The sequence below is a fragment of the Ferrimonas sp. YIN67 genome (genome assembly GCF_057219095.1).
Genome location: NZ_JBXVVJ010000007.1, coordinates 1 through 17,578 on the forward strand (window position 1 = coordinate 1; position 17,578 = coordinate 17,578).

The following is a 17,578-nucleotide window of genomic DNA, read 5'->3' on the forward strand; positions in this document are numbered from 1 at the left end:
TACTCAATGAATACTGAATTTCGTATAGTCACTCAGTAAACATTAAGAAATGATGATTTCTCAATCCTACGTGAGTGCCCACACAGATTGTCTGACATATTGTTAAAGAGCTGCTCTTGCGAGCGTTGCTTCGTTGCCGAAGCAGGATGCGTATTCTAGTGAATCCGCGCTGGTCGTCAAGGCCGTTTTTCAACTTTCTTTTCAACCGCCGAAGTTTTAACCAGTCCGCTGTGCGGTGTTGGTTGGCGCTGGCCTCGCATCTCGTTGAGTTGCTTGCTGTGCCCCGTCGACAGGAAGCGCATTATAGGGAGGAAACTTTTGAGGGCAACCCCTTTCCATCACCAAGGCCACCGTTTGAATGCAATTTCACCAAATTGACCATTTAACACACGCCGCGAAAAGCATTGCGTAAGATTAGAACAGAAAAACGGCACTCATGTGCTATTCCGAGTGCCGTTTTATACCCAAACCGACTAGCTATATAGTGAGGCGCTTCATTTCACCAGTTGGTAAACGGTTTTCGTTGTACAGGCAATGGCCTGTACACTGTGGAAGCAGTGAGCAGCCACCTCTTTCTCTTCAATATGTCCAGGTTCTCCGCCTGCGGCGGTTGGGCTGTCTTGCAAAAGTTGGTTAATGTCGAGATCCGACCGGGCTGCAATCTGCTCAGCCAGCGCTTCTCGTGTATCTGCCTGAGCGATCACCTCAGCCTGCGCAACACTCTGTGCCCTCTTCACTGTCTCGTAGTAGTTCGTTCCACCGTAATTGTTCGCCAGTATTGGTGCACTGAATACCAGTACAGCCATTGCCCACATGACTCTCATATCGTCCCCTCCTGCGGATCCATTCGCATCCGCCAATAGAGAAGAAATAGCATTCACCACCGATTCCTGCCAGTGTCCATCTGTAACGAAAAAAGCGCAGGCGTTAGCCTGCGCTTTCGTGAAAACCACTAGGTCACTCTTATTGAACGAATTGCAGCCCATCCGCAGTGTTTTCAATGCGAATACGTTGTTCCGGCAATAATTGCCCAGATAGGATCTGCTGTGCCAAAGGGTTTTCCAGCTTATGCTGGATCGCCCGCTTGAGCGGACGTGCACCAAATACAGGATCGAAACCTGCCGTGGCCAGGGCCATCAATACCTGTTCGTCGATCTCGAGCTGATAGCCCTTCTCGGCCAGACGCTGCTCCAGCTTGGTCAACTGAATGCGCGCGATCTCGGCGATCTGGTCCTGTGCCAACGGATGGAACACTACAGTCTCGTCCACACGGTTGAGGAACTCCGGCCGGAAGGCCTGGCTCAACACGCCCTGTACCAGATCCTTGAGATCGTCGTAACTCAACTCACCGAAGTGCTGCTGGATCTGATCCGAGCCCAGATTGGAGGTCATGATGATCACTGTATTACGGAAGTCCACTGTCCGGCCCTGACCGTCGGTCAGACGGCCATCATCCAGTACCTGCAGCAGGATGTTGAACACGTCCGGGTGAGCCTTCTCTACCTCATCCAGCAGGATCACCGAATAGGGCTTGCGGCGCACCGCTTCGGTCAAGTATCCCCCCTCTTCATATCCCACATAGCCCGGAGGTGCACCGACCAGGCGAGCCACTGAGTGCTTCTCCATAAATTCGGACATGTCGATCCTAACCATCGCTTCGTCGGTATCAAACATGAAATGAGCCAAAGCCTTTGATAGCTCTGTTTTTCCCACCCCGGTCGGCCCCAGGAACAGGAAAGAGCCGATGGGGCGACCGGGATCCCCCAGACCGGCACGGCTACGACGAATCGCGTTGGCCACCGCGTCCACTGCTTCGTTCTGGCCCACGACCCGGTGGTGCAGGTGCTGCTCCATCTGCAGCAACTTCTCGCGCTCACCTTCCAGCATCTTTGCTACGGGAATGCCGGTCGCCCGGGCCAGTACCTCGGCGATCTCAGCATCGGTTACCTTATTCTTAAGCAGGTGCATCTCCTGCATCTCTGCCTGAGCGGCCAGATCCAGCTGTTTCTCCAGCTCTGGAATACGGCCATATTGAAGCTCTGACATACGGCTGAGATCACTGGCACGCCGCGCTACTTCGAGCTCTTGACGTGCCTTCTCCAAGTCTGCCTTGATATGCTGGGTTCCGGCCAGGGCCGCTTTCTCGCTGCGCCACACCTCTTCGAGCTCGGCAAACTCGCGCTCCATCTCAGTCAACTGACCTCGCAAGGTCTCCAGACGCTTGCGGCTGGCATCATCTTCCTCTTTCTGCAGAGCCTGCTCTTCCAATTTAAGCTGGATGATACGCCGCTCAAGGCGATCCAGTGGCTCTGGCTTGGAGTCGATCTCCAGGCGAATACTGGAAGCCGCCTCGTCAATAAGGTCAATCGCCTTGTCCGGTAACTTGCGGTCGGATACATAGCGGTGGGACAGGGTTGCTGCCGCGACAATGGCCGGATCGGTGATCTCCACGCTGTGGTGCAGCTCATAACGCTCCTTCAACCCTCGCAGGATGGCGATGGTGTCCTCCACAGTCGGCTCATCCACGACCACTTTCTGGAAACGACGCTCCAGCGCGGCATCTTTCTCCACGTACTGACGGTACTCATCCAAAGTAGTGGCACCAACGCAGTGCAGCTCCCCCCGGGCCAGGGCAGGCTTGAGCATGTTACCTGCATCCATAGCACCGTCAGTCTTACCTGCCCCCACCATGGTGTGCAGTTCATCGATAAAGAGGATCACCCGGCCCTCTTCGTGGGACAGCTCATTGAGTACGGCCTTGAGCCGTTCCTCAAACTCGCCTCGGTACTTGGCCCCGGCCAACAAGGCCCCCATATCCAGGGACAGCACCCGTTTATCCTTCAGCCCCTCCGGTACTTCGCCATTAACAATACGCTGGGCCAGTCCTTCGACGATGGCGGTCTTACCGACACCGGGCTCACCGATCAGTACTGGGTTGTTCTTGGTGCGACGTTGCAGCACCTGGATGGTGCGGCGGATCTCTTCATCTCGGCCGATCACTGGATCCAACTTGCCAGCTTCGGCACGAGCATTGAGGTCCAGTGTGTATTTTTCCAAGGCCTGGCGCTGATCTTCCGCCCCGGCACTGTCGACCTTTGCACCACCGCGTACCGCTTCGATCGCCTTATTCAGTTTGTCGGGATCGGCGCCCAACTGCATCATCTGGTTACCCAGCTCGCCCTTAGCCTCCAGGACAGCCAGGACAAAGAGTTCACTGGAGATAAACTGCTCACTGCGCTTCTGCGCCAGCTTGTCACACAGGTTCAGCACCTTGATCAGCTCACGGGACAGCTGTACGTCACCGTCGCCACCGCTGACTTTTGGCAGCCGCTCGATAGCCTGGTTCAATTGGTTGCGCAATGCATCGGCACTGACACCGGCGGTCTGCAATAAGGGACGGACGCTGCTGCCCTGCTGGTCCAACAGGGCGAGCATGACGTGGCTGGGTTCGATATAGGCGTGATCCCGGCCCAGTGCCAACGACTGGGCATCGGAGATCGCCAGCTGAAACTTGTTGGTCATTCGATCGAGTCGCATCGCAAATTCCCCAATACAGATGTGGTTATAGACAATAGGGGATTTGGGGGCGATGCGAACAAATTTCAAGCGCTGATTAAGCGCCGGATATGATCCCGATCAAACTGGCCTGGCGGCCGGTCACCCCATCACGGCGGTAGGAATAGAAGCGGGACGGATCAGAGTGAGTGCAAAACTGACCACCGTAAATCTCAGCAACCCCTTGAGCCGCCAGACGGATCCGTGCCAACTGGTAGATGTTGGCGAGAAAGCGATCCCCATGTATGGAAAAGGCCTTTGCACAGGACGGCTCCCGACTGACAAAGGCATCACGCACTTCAGCGCCCACCTCGAAGGCGGCTGGTCCGATCGCAGGCCCAAGCCAAGCCATCAACCTGTCCCCCGGCAGACCCATTTGGGCCACGGTCGCTTCCAGCACGCCGTCCAGCAAGCCACGCCAACCGGCGTGGGCCGCAGCCACCACGCTGCCAGCTCGATCGCAAATAAGTACCGGCAGACAGTCGGCGGTCATCGCCGCACAAAATTGCCCAGGTGTTCGACTGACGCAGGCATCTGCCTGCGGTGCCTGTTCCGGCTGAAACCCGGTCACCACCTGTGTGCCATGGACCTGGGAGAGCCACTGGATCTGTGCCTCATGAGGCAGCTCGGCCAGAAGCCGCGCGCGGTTGTGCGCAACCGCCTCCGGCGCATCACCAACATGCTCGCCCAAGTTCAGCCCAGTATAAGGGGCCAGAGACTGGCCACCAAAGCGTGTGGTGGACAGCGCCAGCACCGAAGCCGGGGCTGGCCAGTCAGGTTTCAACCAGATCACCGAGTCCCCCAAGATCAATAGTCGAATCCATGTTCCTGGGTGTCCTGTCGTAGCAACTCGGTGAGCCGCACCATATCCTCCGGGATCGGCGCCTGCCACTGCATCGTCTCACCGGTGATCGGATGCTCCAGCCTCAGCATGGCGGCATGCAGCGCCTGGCGTCCAAAGTTACGCAGGAAATGACGCAGCTCATCACTCCACCCCTTTACCGGACGGGGACGGCCGCTGTAGAGCGGATCCCCGACCAGGGGGTGCCCCAAATGAGCCATATGAACCCGGATCTGGTGGGTGCGCCCAGTCTCCAGGCGCAGCCGCAACCGGGTATGAGCACGGAACTTTTCGCGAATGCGGTAATGGGTCACCGCAGGTTTACCAATCTCGGTCACCGCCATATGGGTTCGGCGTTGAGGATGACGTCCGATAGGTTCATCGACCAAGCCCCCCGCGGTCATGGTACCCAGCGCAATCGCCTCGTACTCACGGGTGATCTCCCGAGCCTGTAACTGGGCCACCAGGTGGGTCTGAGCCGGCACCGTCTTGGCCACGACCATCAAACCTGTGGTGTCCTTATCGAGACGGTGGACAATGCCAGCCCTCGGCACGTTGACGATCTCCGGACAGTGATGCAGCAGGGCATTCAACACTGTGCCATCGTGATTCCCCGCCCCAGGGTGGACGACCAGACCGGCTGGCTTGTTGATCACCAGGATATGCTCATCTTCATAGATGATGTTCAGCGGGATATCCTGAGGCTGTGAGATCACCTCCTCTTCGAACTCAGCATGGATCACCACCTGCTCTCCACCCACCACTTTTTCTCGTGGCTTGGAGACGATTTGACCATCCAGGGTGACCTTTTCCGCCAGGATCCACTCTTTTATCCGGCTACGGGAATAATCAGGGAAACATTCCGCAAGGGCCTGGTCTAACCGTTGCCCGAGTTGGCTTTCTGAGATATTTCCAGTTAATTCAATTTGTTGCGTCATATTCTCTGGCTTAGGCCACAAAGGCTCGAATTCAATATCAGTTCTGTTAAAATCGCTCAAATCGCATTTTATCGCTTTTTGCCGTCCACTCGCACGGCTTGTTTAGGGGTTCCGTACTCGCATGCGCAAAATCACAGGCACACTACTGCTGGCTTTCAGTAGCCTATTGTTCCTCTCCGCCTGCTCCAGCACCGATGAAGATCAATACAAACTGGACAGTCGCTCGCCGGAGGCGCTGTACAACGATGCCCGCTCCGCCATGGAGATGGGCAACTTCAGCCGGGCAGCCGACATCCTTGAGGCGCTGGACAGCCGTTACCCCTTCGGCGCTCACAAAACCCAGGTTCAGCTGGATCTGATCTTTGCCTATTACAAGCTCGAAGACAGTGCCGGTGCCTTGGCCAATGTGGATCGCTTTATCCGCCTCAACCCAACCCATAAAGACGTGGATTACGTCCATTACATGCGGGGCCTGATCAACATGCAGGCGGACAGTTACCTATTTCACTCGCTGGTCGGACTGGATCGCAGCGATCGGGATCCCTCCAATGCCATCGCCGCCTTTCGTGACTTTGAAACCTTGATCAAGACCTACCCCAACAGCCGTTATGCACCGGATGCGCAAAAACGCATGCTGATGCTGAAAAACCGACTGGCAGAGTTCTCCCTGAGGGTAGCTGAATATTACGTCACTATGGAGGCTTGGGTCGCCGCCGCCAATCGGGCCCAACTGGTTTTAGAAACCTACCCGGATACCCCATCCACCGAATTGGCCTTGGAGATCCTGATCCAAAGCTACGATGCTCTGGACCAGGAGGAGATGAAGAGTCACGCCCTTCAAGTGCTCCAAGCCAACTACCCGAACAACCGGCTGGCCAAACGCAACTGAGCCGGACCGGTTCTGTGAGATAAAAAAGGCGTCGCACCCGCGACGCCTTTTTTGTGCCTGCCCCTTAGGCCGGGATCACCTTGGCGATGTAGGGCAACTGGCGGTAGCGCTCGGCGTAATCCAGACCGTAGCCCACCACAAATTCGTCCGGGATCTCCATGCCGACATAATCCACCGGCACATCCACCACGCGACGGGAAGGCTTATCCAGGAAGGTAACGATCTTGATGCTTTCTGGGTGACGGGTCATCAGCAGTTCACGGACCTTGGACAGGGTACGGCCAGTGTCGATGATATCTTCAACCAGCATCACATGACGGCCATGGATGTTGTTAGCCAGATCCATCACGATCTTCACCTCACCGGAGGACTCGGTCCCTCCGCCGTAGGAGGAAGCGGTCATGAAGTCCATCCGTACATCAAAGTCCAGGCGGCGAGCCAGATCGGACATGAACACCACTGAGCCTTTGAGCAAGCCCACCAACAACAGGTTATCGACGTCGGCATAATCCTTGTTAATTTTTGCCGCCAGCGCATCCAGTTTGGCGTTGATCTCCTCCTGGGAGATCATCTCTTCCAGGGTGTGCTTCATCAGTTCACTCATTTGCTTATCAGCCTTGAGGGTTATCAATTTTAGAGGTTTTGGCCATAGCCCCAGCGGGTCATAAGCCGATGTTCAATATTCAGGTGATCGAGGATCCGTGCCACCATAAAGTCCACCAGATCCTCAATGGACTTCGGCTTGTGGTAGAAACCTGGAGCCGCCGGCATCACAGTCGCACCCATCTGGGTCAGCGACAACATATGCTGCAAATGGATGGCGTTGAAGGGTGTCTCTCTGGGCACCAATAGCAGTTGGCCCCGCTCTTTGAGCACCACATCCGCCGCCCTCTCAATCAAGTTGTTACTCATACCGGTTGCGACCGCAGCCAGCGTCCCGGTCGAACAGGGGCAGATCACCATACGCCTGGGCGCACCGGAGCCGGAAGCCACCGGTGAGAACCACTGCTCCTTGCCATAGACCTTGAGTTGGTCCGGCTTGGCATCGAAACGCTCCGACAGGAGTCGCTCGCAAGCCTCAGGGGCGGCGGGTAACTTCAACTCTTGCTCCTCGGCCAGCACCACCCGGGCGGCAGAGGAGATCATCAGATGCACCTGAAGGCCGGATTGTAGCAGACAAGCCAGCAGGCGCAGACCATAAGGCGCCCCGGAAGCCCCGGTAAAGGCCAAAGTGATGGCTTGCTCACGCTTTGTCATGAGTTGTCCTCAGCTGAGCCATCAACTTATCGTGGATCCCTCCGAATCCCCCATTGCTCATCACCACGATGACATCCCCCTCTCGCGCCTGGGCAACGAGGGTTTGGACCAGCTCATCCACACTGCTCTCCAAGACCACCGGCACGGGCGCGTCGGCCATCACCGCTGGCAGATCCCAGCCCAGATCGTCCGGCTGCAAAAGATAGGCGCGATCGGCATCCGCTAACGAGGCGGCCAGGGTCGCCTGATGCACCCCTTGTTTCATGGTATTTGAGCGCGGCTCCAGCACCGCAAGCAGCCTTCCTTGAGCACCACGCGCCCTGAGTCCCGCCAGGGTGGTGGCGATGGCTGTCGGATGATGGGCGAAATCGTCAAAGACCTGGATCCCGGCCACTTCGCCGCGCAGCTCCAACCGTCGCTTAGGTCCCGCAAAGCGGGCCAGGCTGGCGATCCCATCCGCCGGCCGCACCCCGACATGGCGCGCCGCAGCCAGCGCTGACAGGGCGTTGCTGATGTTATGATCACCGATCAGCCCCCAGCTCACCTCGCCCTGAAGCTCCCCCTTCAGGAACACCGCAAAACGGCTACCGTCTGCGCTGCGCTTTTCCACGGACCAGCCAGACGTGCTATGCAAAGCCACCCGCTCACTCCAACACCCCATCGCCAGGGTCTGGTCGATCGCTTCTACACCAACAGGGCTCAGGATCTGCCCACTGGCGGGCACCGTACGGATCAAATGGTGGAATTGGCGTTGAATATCTTTTAGTGAATCAAAGATATCCGCGTGATCAAACTCGAGATTATTAATCACCAAGGTGCGAGGACGGTAATGAACAAACTTGGAACGCTTGTCAAAGAAAGCGCTGTCATACTCATCCGCCTCCACCACGAAAAACGGCGTCTTACCACTGCGGGCCGACACCCCAAACTCACGGGGAACGCCGCCGATCAAAAATCCCGGTGCCAACTGGTTGTCTTCCAACAACCAGGCCAGCATTGAGGCGGTCGTGGTTTTACCATGGGTCCCGGAGACCGCCAGCACCCATTTCCCCGGCAAGATATGGTCCGCCAGGAACTGGGGGCCGGATGTGTAGGCCAGGCCCCGATCCAATACCGCCTCTACACAGGGATTCCCCCGACTCATGGCGTTACCGATCACCACCAGATCGGGCTCATCATTCAGCTGGGCTGGATCGTACCCCTGGATCAAACCGATCCCCTGCTGGGCTAGCTGAGTGCTCATGGGGGGATAAACGTTAGCGTCAGAGCCGGTCACCCGGTGCCCCGCCTCACGGGCGAGCAGGGCAAGCCCGCCCATAAAGGTGCCGCAGATCCCAAGGATATGAATGTGCATAGATTTTAACCGTCGCTGGCACAAAAGCGTCATTGTAGCGGATCCCACCTCCGGACTGTAATCCCACTTCGGAAGCCAAGCCGTTTAGACGTCTATATTGACGGAAGGCCAGAGATCCCGTACATTGCCGACCCATTCGATCCCAGGGAGCACTGTGGAGGGGTTTGAAGTCGGCAGCGGACGCCAGAGAACGATGAACGAGAATAACCATGAGCCAGACTCAGGCCTGTACCGCCACCAGCGTTAACCAGACCGCCAACCTTTCGCCATTGGCCCTGTTGCCCCTGCTGAGTTACCTTGCCCTGTTTGTCGGGGCCGGCCTCTACTTCCAGGGCCAGGGGACGGACTACGCCTTCTACCAACTCTCCCCCGTGGTGGCGATCCTCCCTGCCATCATCCTGGCTCTGGCCCTGAGCAAACAGCAGCTCAACGCGGCCATCGAGACCTTTATGAAGGGGATCGGTGACAACAACATCATCGCCATGTGCCTGATCTATCTGCTGGCCGGTGCCTTTGCCGCCGTCGCCAAGGCCACCGGCGGCGTCGATGCCACTGTAGCCCTGGGTCTGCATCTGATCCCAACCGCCCTGCTGCTGCCGGGGATCTTCCTGATCAGTGCCTTTATCGCCACCTCCATGGGCACTTCCATGGGCACCATCGGTGCTGTGGCTCCCGTAGCCCTTGGAGTGGCGACCCAGGCGGGGATCGATCCGGCACTGATGGCCGGCGTTGTCCTCTCCGGTGCGATCTTCGGTGACAACCTCTCCATCATCTCCGACACCACCATCGCCGCAACCCGCACCCAGGGTGCCGAGATGAAGGACAAGTTCCGTGAAAACATCCGCATCGCCGGTCCGGCCGCCCTCCTGGCGATCCTGCTGTTCACCATCGCAGGATCCGGCCAGGCTGAAGTGGCCGCCCAGGAGTTTGAGCTGACCAAGGTCGCTCCCTACCTGACCATTTTGATCCTCGCGGTCATGGGCCTGAACGTCTTCCTGGTGCTGACCATCGGGATCCTGCTGGCTGGTGTCACTGCCCTGCTCGGCGGTGACTACGGTCTGATGACCTTTGGCCAAGATATCTACGCGGGCTTTAGCAGCATGCAGGAGATCTTCCTGCTCTCCATGCTGGTTGGCGGTCTGGCTGCATTGATGACCCAGCAGGGTGGCCTGGCCTGGATGACCCAGAAGATCACCCAGGCACTGGGTAAAAGCAGCCCGGCCAAGGCCGAACTGGGCATAGGTGCCCTGGTTGCTGCCACCAACACCTGTGTGGCCAACAACACGGTATCCATCATTGTGGCGGGCCCGGTGGCCAAAGATCTGGCCCAGGGCAGTGGTGTTAAGCCTCGTCGCGCTGCCGCCACCCTGGATATCTTTGCCTGCATCATCCAAGGCCTGCTCCCTTACGGTGCCCAGGCTCTGCTGCTGGCCTCCACCTTCGCCCTGTCGCCTCTGACCGTGGTCGCCCATGGCTGGTACTGCATGATCCTGGCCGCCTTCGCCATCGCCACCATCGCCTGGCGCAACCGGCGTATCAACTGAACGCGATAAAACAATAAAACGGCCACCCTGAACGGTGGCCGTTTTTCATGGTCTATCAGGTACAATCTTGTTCAAACTCTCCAAATATCAAAGAGACTCAAAGATGTTGCGTGAAACCAAGCTGGCCGGGATAGGCTACGGCCTCTACTTCCTGGCATTCTTTATCGCCTTTGCTCCCTACGCCTTTGTCGACGATGCCGCCGGGGCGGGACAGATGATGTCCGGTCTGGGAGGCTGGCTGTTTATTGTGGCCAGCCTGATCGCGGTTGTGGCCTGGCTCTGTAACCTATGGGGCTTCTTCTGTGCCATCAAAACCCTGAAAGCCGGCCCCGACGGCTCAGCTTTCGTCGCCCTGGCCCTGCACGCCCTGCCCGTTCTGTTGCTCCCTTGGCTGATCTACGCCAGCCGCGCCATCATCTTCTAACGTTTTGTGGGGCTGCCTTATCGTCAGCCCCTAGTTCTTTGCTCCGGATCACAACAGGACAGGGCGCCCCTCTTTAAACTAGCAATTATCATGCACCTTTTGGCGGACGACCCATGTCCCAACCCACCATTGTGTTCCTCTACCTCATGATGACCCTATTCGCCCTGCTGGCCCCCTACCTGTTTCTGGCATTCCTTGCCTCGGGCCGATGGTGGATGTGGCCCATCGGCCTTGCCCTGTTTATGGCGATCATTACCTTCCTGCCGCCCCCGGTGGCCCTGTTTTCCTGCGCGCTGGCGAGCACAGGAGCTCTCGGCCTGGGACTGAAATGGCTCTGGCAGCGTTGCCGAGCCACCTCGATAACGACCTAGGAACATAAAGTCCAACTGTTGAACCGCTTCAGCAAACCCCCTCAGGCTGTCCGGGGGAGGGTTGTCGTCATTAAAGGCATCCCATCCCCCTTCAATGAGCTACTTTCTCCTGCCGTCAGCATCACAACGCCATACTGTTATTCCCTGGTGGTTCCGTTATCCTATTGCTGCCTTTTTACCCATGCCAAGGACAGCCTGCATGCAAAGCCTGAGCCCCTTTCTAACCCAGCGCGGCGTTACGCCCCAACTCCTTCCCCTGCTTCATACCCTTGCCGATTGTGGACGTCAGATCAGCACACTAGTGCGTGGCGGCGCCTTGGCCGGCGTACTGGGGGCCACTGAGCAGGAGAACGTGCAAGGGGAAACCCAGAAAAAGCTGGACGTGATCGCCAATGATCTGATCAAAGATCTCCTCTCTCAGGAGCCGTCCGTGGCGGCCATGGCATCGGAAGAGGAGGAGGATACGGTCCCGGCCCACGAGGATGGCCAGTACCTGGTCAGTTTCGACCCGCTGGATGGCTCCTCCAATATCGACATCAACTCCCTGGTGGGCACCATCTTCTCCGTGCTTCCAGCACAACCTGGGCTTAAGGGGGCAGAGGCCTTTATGCAGCCAGGCAGTGCGCAAGTGGCGGCCTGCTACATCTTGTATGGCCCGTCCACGGTCATGGCACTGACCACAGGCGATGGCACCTGGATGTTTACCTTGGATCCCACCTCCGGCGATTTCGTGATGGTTGACGATGCCGTCACCATACCGGCCAAAACCAGCGAGTTTGCCATTAACGCCTCCAACCAACGATTCTGGCAACCGCCGATGCAGAACTACATCGCCGATCTGCAGGCTGGCAGCGAGGGTCCGCGCGGCCGTAACTTCAACATGCGCTGGATCGCCGCCATGGTCGGAGACGTCCACCGTGTACTCTGCCGGGGGGGGATCTTCACCTACCCGGCCGACAGCAAAAACCCCACCAAGCCCTATAAACTGCGCCTCATGTATGAGGCCAACCCCATGGCGATGCTGGTCGAGCAGGCTGGTGGTGCCGCCAGCAACGGCGAGCAGCGGATCCTCGACATTGCGCCAATCGACATTCACCAGCGCGTCGCGGTGATCCTCGGCTCCAGGGAGGAAGTGACGACCTGCCTGAGCTACCACCAAAGCTAAGCGGGATCACAAAAACCACGGATACGCGCCCCTTATCACACGATGACGGGCGCGCTATACTGGCCGCGCTGTTTTTTTGATCTGCAACAAGGAGTTTGTGCATGAGTCTGAATGACGTACCCGCCGGCAAGTCCCTTCCGGACGATATCTATGTGATCATCGAGATCCCCGCCAATCACGATCCCATCAAGTACGAAGTGGACAAGGACAGCGGTGCCCTGTTCGTCGATCGCCTGATGAAATCCCCCATGTTCTACCCAGCCAACTATGGCTATGTGAACCAGACCCTCTCCCTGGATGGCGATCCGGTCGATGTGCTGGTCCCTACTCCCTTCCCACTGCAACCCGGCTCGGTGATCCGCTGCCGTCCAGTGGGGGTGCTGAACATGACCGATGAGTCCGGTGAGGATGCCAAGATCATCGCCGTGCCCCACACCAAACTGTCCCAGGAGTATGACCAGATCCAGGACATTGACGATGTTCCCTTGCTACTCAAGGCGCAGATTAAACAGTTCTTCGAGCGCTACAAGGAGCTGGAGAGTGGCAAGTGGGTACAGGTGGATGGTTGGGCTAACGCCGAGGCTGCCCGAGCCGAGATCCTCAGCTCTGCCGAGCGTTATCAGCAGCAAGGCTAAGCCGGTGATTAGTCGGCCTGTAGCGCCATAAGCTTACGCTGATAGCGCTGCTGTTCGTCCAAAGGGGCCAGGTCGGCCGCCTTGCGCATATGGCGCCGGGCGAGACGATCCTGGCCACTGAAGAAATAGGCCAGCGCCAAGCCAAAATGAAACTCATGAGGCTGCTCCGCCAGCGCCAGAGCCCGTTGATAATGACGGATCGCCTGGGGATACGCGCCCCGAGCCAATGCCTGCTCACCCATGTCAAAGTAGTAAAAGGGATCGCGGATCCGTTTGAGCTCGAGCTGACCATGGATCTTCTGCCACTCCAACAGACGCCCTTGGCGAGCCAGTAGCAACGCCAAGTTATGCATGGCACTCAGTTGCCCCTTGGGCAGCGTCATGGCATAGCGATAGACAGCTTCCGCCTCGGCTTCCAGCCCCTGCCTGCGATACAAGACCCCCAAAGTATTCCAGACACCATCAAATTCAGGTTCAATTTCATAAGCCGCCTTGAGCAGGGCATAGGTACGATCCCGCTCCCCCTCCACCAGAGCTTCCGCCGCCAAGTTGTTGTAATAATGGGCGAGTAACTGCTCTTGTGTCAGGGGGGCCACCCGGTAACCCCGGATCTGATTGCCGGGCAAGAAGTCGACCGTGCTGCTCACCGGAGAAACCAGTAAGCGATGACGATCGCTGCGCGGACGGATCCTTAAATTGACATGGCCGTTGATCAGGTACAGCCCACCCTGGCGATCCCACACCGGGGGCGTTTCCACCAGCTGGTACTGCAGTTCCAGCCCCAGAGCCTGCGCCAACGCCCCGGACATCAAGACCAGGGACATGCAGTTACCGGCTCCGGCCTCAAAGGTCTGAGCTGCACTGCGGGTGCGGCGGTTGTCGTAGCGCACCCGCCCTTCGTCGGACAGATAGGCCAGCAATGCACTGTGGGGTTGCTCGGCGCGGGCCAGCTGTGCCACCAGCGCCGCCATCGGTTCACTCAGGGCAAACGCCTGCTCCGGCGTGGGCACCAAGACGCCGGATTCAAATTGGTCATCATGCCAAAGCCCCTGAGTGACGCTGGAGTCTGGTCCAGCGGCACAGGCGCTTAGCAGTAGAGAGAGCAACAAACCACGCATGAGCCAAGCATAGTCTTGCGTAAAGACCTCTGACACAAAAGGCCCTTGCCCGCCTCACGACAGCCGGCTCAGCTAAGCTGTAAACAAGGCTTAGATCCGACATATCCCGATGAAGACATTCCTTAAACTCCTTCTCACCGTGGTCGCTATTGTGATCGTAACCGGGGGCTTATTGCCCAACCACTTTGAAGTTCGCCGTGAGATCCGGATAGACGCCCCTCCAGAGGCGATCTACCCCTATATCAATGAACTCTTTCTCTGGGCACTCTGGTCCCCATGGATAGAGCTGGATCCGGCGATACGAGTGCAGATCGGCGAGCCTTCCAGCGGCGTGGGTGCCAAACAGATCTGGAGCGACAGTAACGGCAGCGGAGAGCTAGTGATCACCGCCTCGGATCCGAAAACCGGGATCCGCTACGATGCCCGCTTTGGCCATAGCGAGCAGCGTTACCCTGCCGAACTGGGCTTTTCTCAGGCAGAGCCTGGGCAAACTCAGGTTTACTGGCAGATGAGTGGCCGGATGGAGCTCCCCATATTTGGGGCTTACCTGGCGATGATGGCTGACCCAATGATCGGTCACCCCTTCCAACGAGGGCTGACAAAACTAAAATGGGTCGTCGAAGAGCAACAGACACAACAAGAGTGAGGATCACGTGACCGAAGTGCCAGCCACTTTAGCCCCCGCAGCCAAGACCAAAGCAAAGCAGCGCAGTACCCGACATCAGGCGGTGGCACTGACACGTTTGGTCGGCTTAAACACGGAAGAAAGTGGCCAGCAGGCCACTCTGCTGCAACGAGCAGAGTTGCGCCAGACCCGGCGCCAGGAACAATACCAGCTCAATAGCGAAGCCGTGCTAAACCATGCCATTGGCTATACCGATAACAGCGTCGCCGGTCATGAACCCGATCCCGACTGGATCCATGAATTCCTGAGGCTTTCCGAACAGATCCATGCTCCTCGTATGCAGGAGATGTGGGGTCGGATCCTTGCAATGGAGCTGGCTCAGCCCGGTGCCTTTAGCCTTCGTGCCCTGGAGACCCTGCGCAGGATGACCCAGCGTGACGCGCTGCTACTGGTTCGCGCCGTCGCCCTGACCTGTACCCTCAACAATGAATCCAGTCGCAAGATCCTGCTGGGCTATCGCAGCGAAGCCGCCATGGCGGGGGTGATCCGTCCACGTCAGCCCCAACTCTCTCTGTCCCGTTTTGGTTTACCCTACAGTGCCGTCCTCACATTGAGAGAGCAAGGGATCTTGTTTTCGGCCGAACTGGAAACCGGGTTGCTCGAGCAAGACAAACCCCTACGGATCCGTTTTGTCGAACAAGCAACCCTGTTACGACCTCGACACTCACGGTTGCGGCTTCGCTACTATCGCTTCACGCCTCTGGGCGAAGAGCTGGCCCGCTTAGTGCAGAAGCACGCCGACGAAGACTACATTGCGGCGCTGAACAAATTGCTGGTCAGGGACTTTGCTTCAGCCAGATCCAGTGGCTGAAACCAGTCCAACTCAGCCGCCAGGGACACCACTTCACCCACCACAATCGCCGCTGGAGAGGGAAGGTTCTCGCTTTGTGCCAGCGAAACCAACTGGGACAATGTTCCGGTGATACGCTTCTGACCCGGCTGACTGGCTTGCCCCACGATAGCAACCGGGGTCTGCGGCGCCATGCCCGCGGCCAGTAACCCCTCCTCAATCATGCCAGCACGTTTTAACCCCATATAGATCACCAAGGTGTGGCCGCTCTGTACATAGGGAGACCAGTCGGTAACCGCCGCCCCATCCTTACCCCGTCCGGTGATCAAACTCACCCCCTGGGCCAGATCTCTGTGGGTCAGGGGCATCGCCCCATAAGCACTGCAGGCACTGGCAGCCGTCACTCCAGGCACCACCCGATAACTGAGTCCTGCCCGCTTGAGTGCCGCCATCTCTTCGCCGATCCGACCAAACATCATGCCATCACCGCCCTTAAGGCGCACCACCCTGGCACCACTGGCCGCCTTCGCCACCATGACCCGCTCGATCTCTCTTTGATCCATGCTGTGGGCCCCGCAGCGCTTCCCCGCAGCAATCCGCTCGGCACTCTCCGGGATCAGTGCCAAAATGGCATCGGTAACCAGGGCATCGTGCAACACCACCTCCGCCTGATTGATGGCCTGAAATGCATGCATGGTCAGTAACCCAGGATCCCCAGGGCCAGCACTGACCAGCAACACAGGGTGTGCCTGGGCAGCAGGCAGGGAAACAACACCTTGAGAAACGGACACAATACACTCTCCTTTGTCATGGGCAGTCAGAATACACCCACGGCTTATGCCCTCGGAAAGACACAATTCCCAAGGGTTATTCATTTTGGGAATAAAGAGACGGGAAATCCCATACTTTTGGTGATAAAAGCAACGGTCATTCCAAATGATGAAACTAAGCCTTGCGCCCAAACTGAAAATCGCTAAACTATGCCGCCGTTGCAGAGGGAACCGGAAGTCAAAAACCGTGTCCAATTTTTGCGGCAAATGTCGGTGAATAGCGCAGCTTGGTAGCGCATCTGGTTTGGGACCAGAGGGTCGGGGGTTCGAATCCCTCTTCACCGACCACCTTTCCTGCGGTTGATGCAGTTCCTGAGAATGTCGGGATAGAAACAACACTCGGTGAATAGCGCAGCTTGGTAGCGCATCTGGTTTGGGACCAGAGGGTCGGGGGTTCGAATCCCTCTTCACCGACCACATAAACAGAGAAAGCCGGTCTCCGTCAGGTGGCCGGCTTTTTCGTGTCCGACACTTAACAACTAATCGGCCAAAGAACAGTGCAAGCGCCGCTTGGTCGCGCATCTCCTCTCCTGGGTATGAGCGGACCAGAGCGTCGGGAACTCGGATCCCTTACCACCGACCACATAAACAGAGAAAGCCGGTCGCCGTCAGGTGGCCGGCTTTTTCGTGTCCCACATTCGGATAACGGGTCGGCCAAAGAACAGTGCAAGCGCAGCTTGGTCGCGCATCTACTCTTTTGGGTATGAGCGGACCAGAGGCTCGGGAACTCGGATCCCTCTTCACCGACCACATAAACAGAGAAAGCCGATCGCCGTCAGGTGGCCGGCTTTTTCGTGTCCCACACTCGGATAACGGATCGGCCAAAGAACAGTGCAAGCGCCGCTTGGTCGCGCATCTCCTCTCCTGGGTATGAGCGAACTGAAAAGGCGCGATTCGCCCCCGTGCTCGTCAATTTTCTTGCTTTGCGATTGATGCAAAGTTGGTTAATATCAAGACAATAAGTATCGGTGTGTGGCGCAGCTTGGTAGCGCACTTCGTTCGGGACGAAGGGGTCGGAGGTTCAAATCCTCTCACACCGACCACAAACTCAGAGAAAGCCGGGGGCCGTCAGGTCGCCGGCTTTCTCGTGTCGGCATCTGAACATACAGCCCCACGGACAGCGTCTGGATCGGAGCGTCGGTCGCAATGCCTTTCGAGCGACTATTGCAGCAATCACTCTGA

The 17,578-nt window shown here is 57.7% G+C and carries 17 protein-coding genes and 3 tRNA genes; 11 read left to right on the forward strand and 9 right to left on the reverse strand.

Annotated features, from left to right (window positions below; all coding sequences use genetic code 11):
* Positions 1 to 494 precede the first annotated feature (494 nt).
* The 4 genes from AC2D8U_RS14530 to rluD form a co-directional block, all read right to left on the reverse strand.
* Complete coding sequence (locus AC2D8U_RS14530) at positions 495 to 953, reverse strand: hypothetical protein (RefSeq protein WP_484619799.1); 459 nt, start codon at positions 951 to 953, stop codon at positions 495 to 497.
* Between the two features lie 10 nt (positions 954 to 963).
* Entirely contained in the window at positions 964 to 3,537 is a 2,574-nt protein-coding gene (clpB, locus tag AC2D8U_RS14535; protein WP_484619800.1) for an ATP-dependent chaperone ClpB, read from the reverse strand.
* Positions 3,538 to 3,613: 76 nt separating this feature from the next.
* On the reverse strand, positions 3,614 to 4,366 hold the full coding sequence (gene pgeF, locus AC2D8U_RS14540; RefSeq protein WP_484619801.1) for a peptidoglycan editing factor PgeF: 753 nt from the start codon (positions 4,364 to 4,366) through the stop codon (positions 3,614 to 3,616).
* Positions 4,363 to 5,334 (reverse strand): 23S rRNA pseudouridine(1911/1915/1917) synthase RluD, encoded by a 972-nt coding sequence (gene rluD / locus AC2D8U_RS14545; protein WP_484619802.1) that lies wholly within the window; start codon positions 5,332 to 5,334, stop codon positions 4,363 to 4,365. The genes pgeF and rluD overlap by 4 nt, the downstream gene beginning before the upstream one ends.
* Positions 5,335 to 5,455: 121 nt before the next feature.
* Between rluD and AC2D8U_RS14550 the strand changes: the two genes are divergently transcribed.
* A complete protein-coding gene (locus AC2D8U_RS14550; protein ID WP_484619803.1) occupies positions 5,456 to 6,223 on the forward strand; it encodes an outer membrane protein assembly factor BamD in 768 nt (255 codons plus the stop codon).
* A 64-nt stretch (positions 6,224 to 6,287) separates the two neighbouring features.
* On the opposite strand, the gene hpt is transcribed toward AC2D8U_RS14550, so the two are convergent.
* Genes hpt through mpl form a run of 3 tightly spaced genes read right to left on the reverse strand, consistent with a single transcriptional unit; the run spans position 6,288 to position 8,834 of the window.
* Complete coding sequence (gene hpt, locus AC2D8U_RS14555) at positions 6,288 to 6,815, reverse strand: hypoxanthine phosphoribosyltransferase (RefSeq protein ID WP_484620041.1); 528 nt, start codon at positions 6,813 to 6,815, stop codon at positions 6,288 to 6,290.
* Positions 6,816 to 6,856: 41 nt separating this feature from the next.
* On the reverse strand, positions 6,857 to 7,480 hold the full coding sequence (locus AC2D8U_RS14560) for a flavin prenyltransferase UbiX (RefSeq protein ID WP_484619804.1): 624 nt from the start codon (positions 7,478 to 7,480) through the stop codon (positions 6,857 to 6,859).
* Complete coding sequence (mpl, locus tag AC2D8U_RS14565) at positions 7,467 to 8,834, reverse strand: UDP-N-acetylmuramate:L-alanyl-gamma-D-glutamyl-meso-diaminopimelate ligase (protein WP_484619805.1); 1,368 nt, start codon at positions 8,832 to 8,834, stop codon at positions 7,467 to 7,469. The genes AC2D8U_RS14560 and mpl overlap by 14 nt, the downstream gene beginning before the upstream one ends.
* Before the next feature lie 209 nt (positions 8,835 to 9,043).
* On the opposite strand from mpl, the gene AC2D8U_RS14570 reads away from it, so the two are divergent.
* The 5 genes from AC2D8U_RS14570 to ppa all read left to right on the forward strand — a co-directional run bounded on the left by AC2D8U_RS14570 (position 9,044) and on the right by ppa (position 12,973).
* On the forward strand, positions 9,044 to 10,378 hold the full coding sequence (locus AC2D8U_RS14570; protein ID WP_484619806.1) for a Na+/H+ antiporter NhaC family protein: 1,335 nt from the start codon (positions 9,044 to 9,046) through the stop codon (positions 10,376 to 10,378).
* 103 nt (positions 10,379 to 10,481) lie between these two features.
* Positions 10,482 to 10,802 carry a hypothetical protein gene (locus AC2D8U_RS14575; protein ID WP_484619807.1) on the forward strand — a complete coding sequence of 107 codons (321 nt, stop codon included), beginning with the start codon at positions 10,482 to 10,484 and terminating at the stop codon, positions 10,800 to 10,802.
* Between the two features lie 113 nt (positions 10,803 to 10,915).
* Positions 10,916 to 11,173, forward strand: a complete 258-nt coding sequence (locus tag AC2D8U_RS14580) for a hypothetical protein (protein WP_484619808.1) — start codon at positions 10,916 to 10,918, stop codon at positions 11,171 to 11,173.
* A 199-nt stretch (positions 11,174 to 11,372) separates the two neighbouring features.
* Positions 11,373 to 12,338 carry a class 1 fructose-bisphosphatase gene (locus AC2D8U_RS14585; protein ID WP_484619809.1) on the forward strand — a complete coding sequence of 322 codons (966 nt, stop codon included), beginning with the start codon at positions 11,373 to 11,375 and terminating at the stop codon, positions 12,336 to 12,338.
* Between the two features lie 101 nt (positions 12,339 to 12,439).
* Complete coding sequence (ppa, locus tag AC2D8U_RS14590) at positions 12,440 to 12,973, forward strand: inorganic diphosphatase (RefSeq protein ID WP_484619810.1); 534 nt, start codon at positions 12,440 to 12,442, stop codon at positions 12,971 to 12,973.
* 8 nt (positions 12,974 to 12,981) lie between these two features.
* Here ppa and AC2D8U_RS14595 read toward each other — a convergent pair whose 3' ends face one another.
* Entirely contained in the window at positions 12,982 to 14,091 is a 1,110-nt protein-coding gene (locus AC2D8U_RS14595) for a tetratricopeptide repeat protein (protein ID WP_484619811.1), read from the reverse strand.
* A 109-nt stretch (positions 14,092 to 14,200) separates the two neighbouring features.
* Here AC2D8U_RS14595 and AC2D8U_RS14600 point away from each other — a divergent pair, with 109 nt between their 5' ends.
* The gene (locus tag AC2D8U_RS14600; RefSeq protein WP_484619812.1) at positions 14,201 to 14,737 is read left to right on the forward strand and encodes an SRPBCC family protein; all 537 of its coding nucleotides are present in this window, start codon (positions 14,201 to 14,203) and stop codon (positions 14,735 to 14,737) included.
* 7 nt (positions 14,738 to 14,744) lie between these two features.
* Entirely contained in the window at positions 14,745 to 15,587 is an 843-nt protein-coding gene (locus tag AC2D8U_RS14605; protein ID WP_484619813.1) for a TIGR03899 family protein, read from the forward strand.
* Here the strand turns inward: AC2D8U_RS14605 and cobA are convergent.
* A complete protein-coding gene (gene cobA, locus AC2D8U_RS14610) occupies positions 15,524 to 16,357 on the reverse strand; it encodes a uroporphyrinogen-III C-methyltransferase (RefSeq protein WP_484619814.1) in 834 nt (277 codons plus the stop codon). The genes AC2D8U_RS14605 and cobA overlap by 64 nt on opposite strands.
* Before the next feature lie 250 nt (positions 16,358 to 16,607).
* Here cobA and AC2D8U_RS14615 point away from each other — a divergent pair.
* From AC2D8U_RS14615 to AC2D8U_RS14625, 3 genes are all read left to right on the forward strand, one after another.
* Positions 16,608 to 16,684, forward strand: a tRNA-Pro gene (locus AC2D8U_RS14615).
* 52 nt (positions 16,685 to 16,736) lie between these two features.
* Positions 16,737 to 16,813: transfer RNA gene (locus AC2D8U_RS14620), tRNA-Pro, on the forward strand.
* A gap of 549 nt (positions 16,814 to 17,362) precedes the next feature.
* Positions 17,363 to 17,439: transfer RNA gene (locus AC2D8U_RS14625), tRNA-Pro, on the forward strand.
* Positions 17,440 to 17,578: the final 139 nt, after the last annotated feature.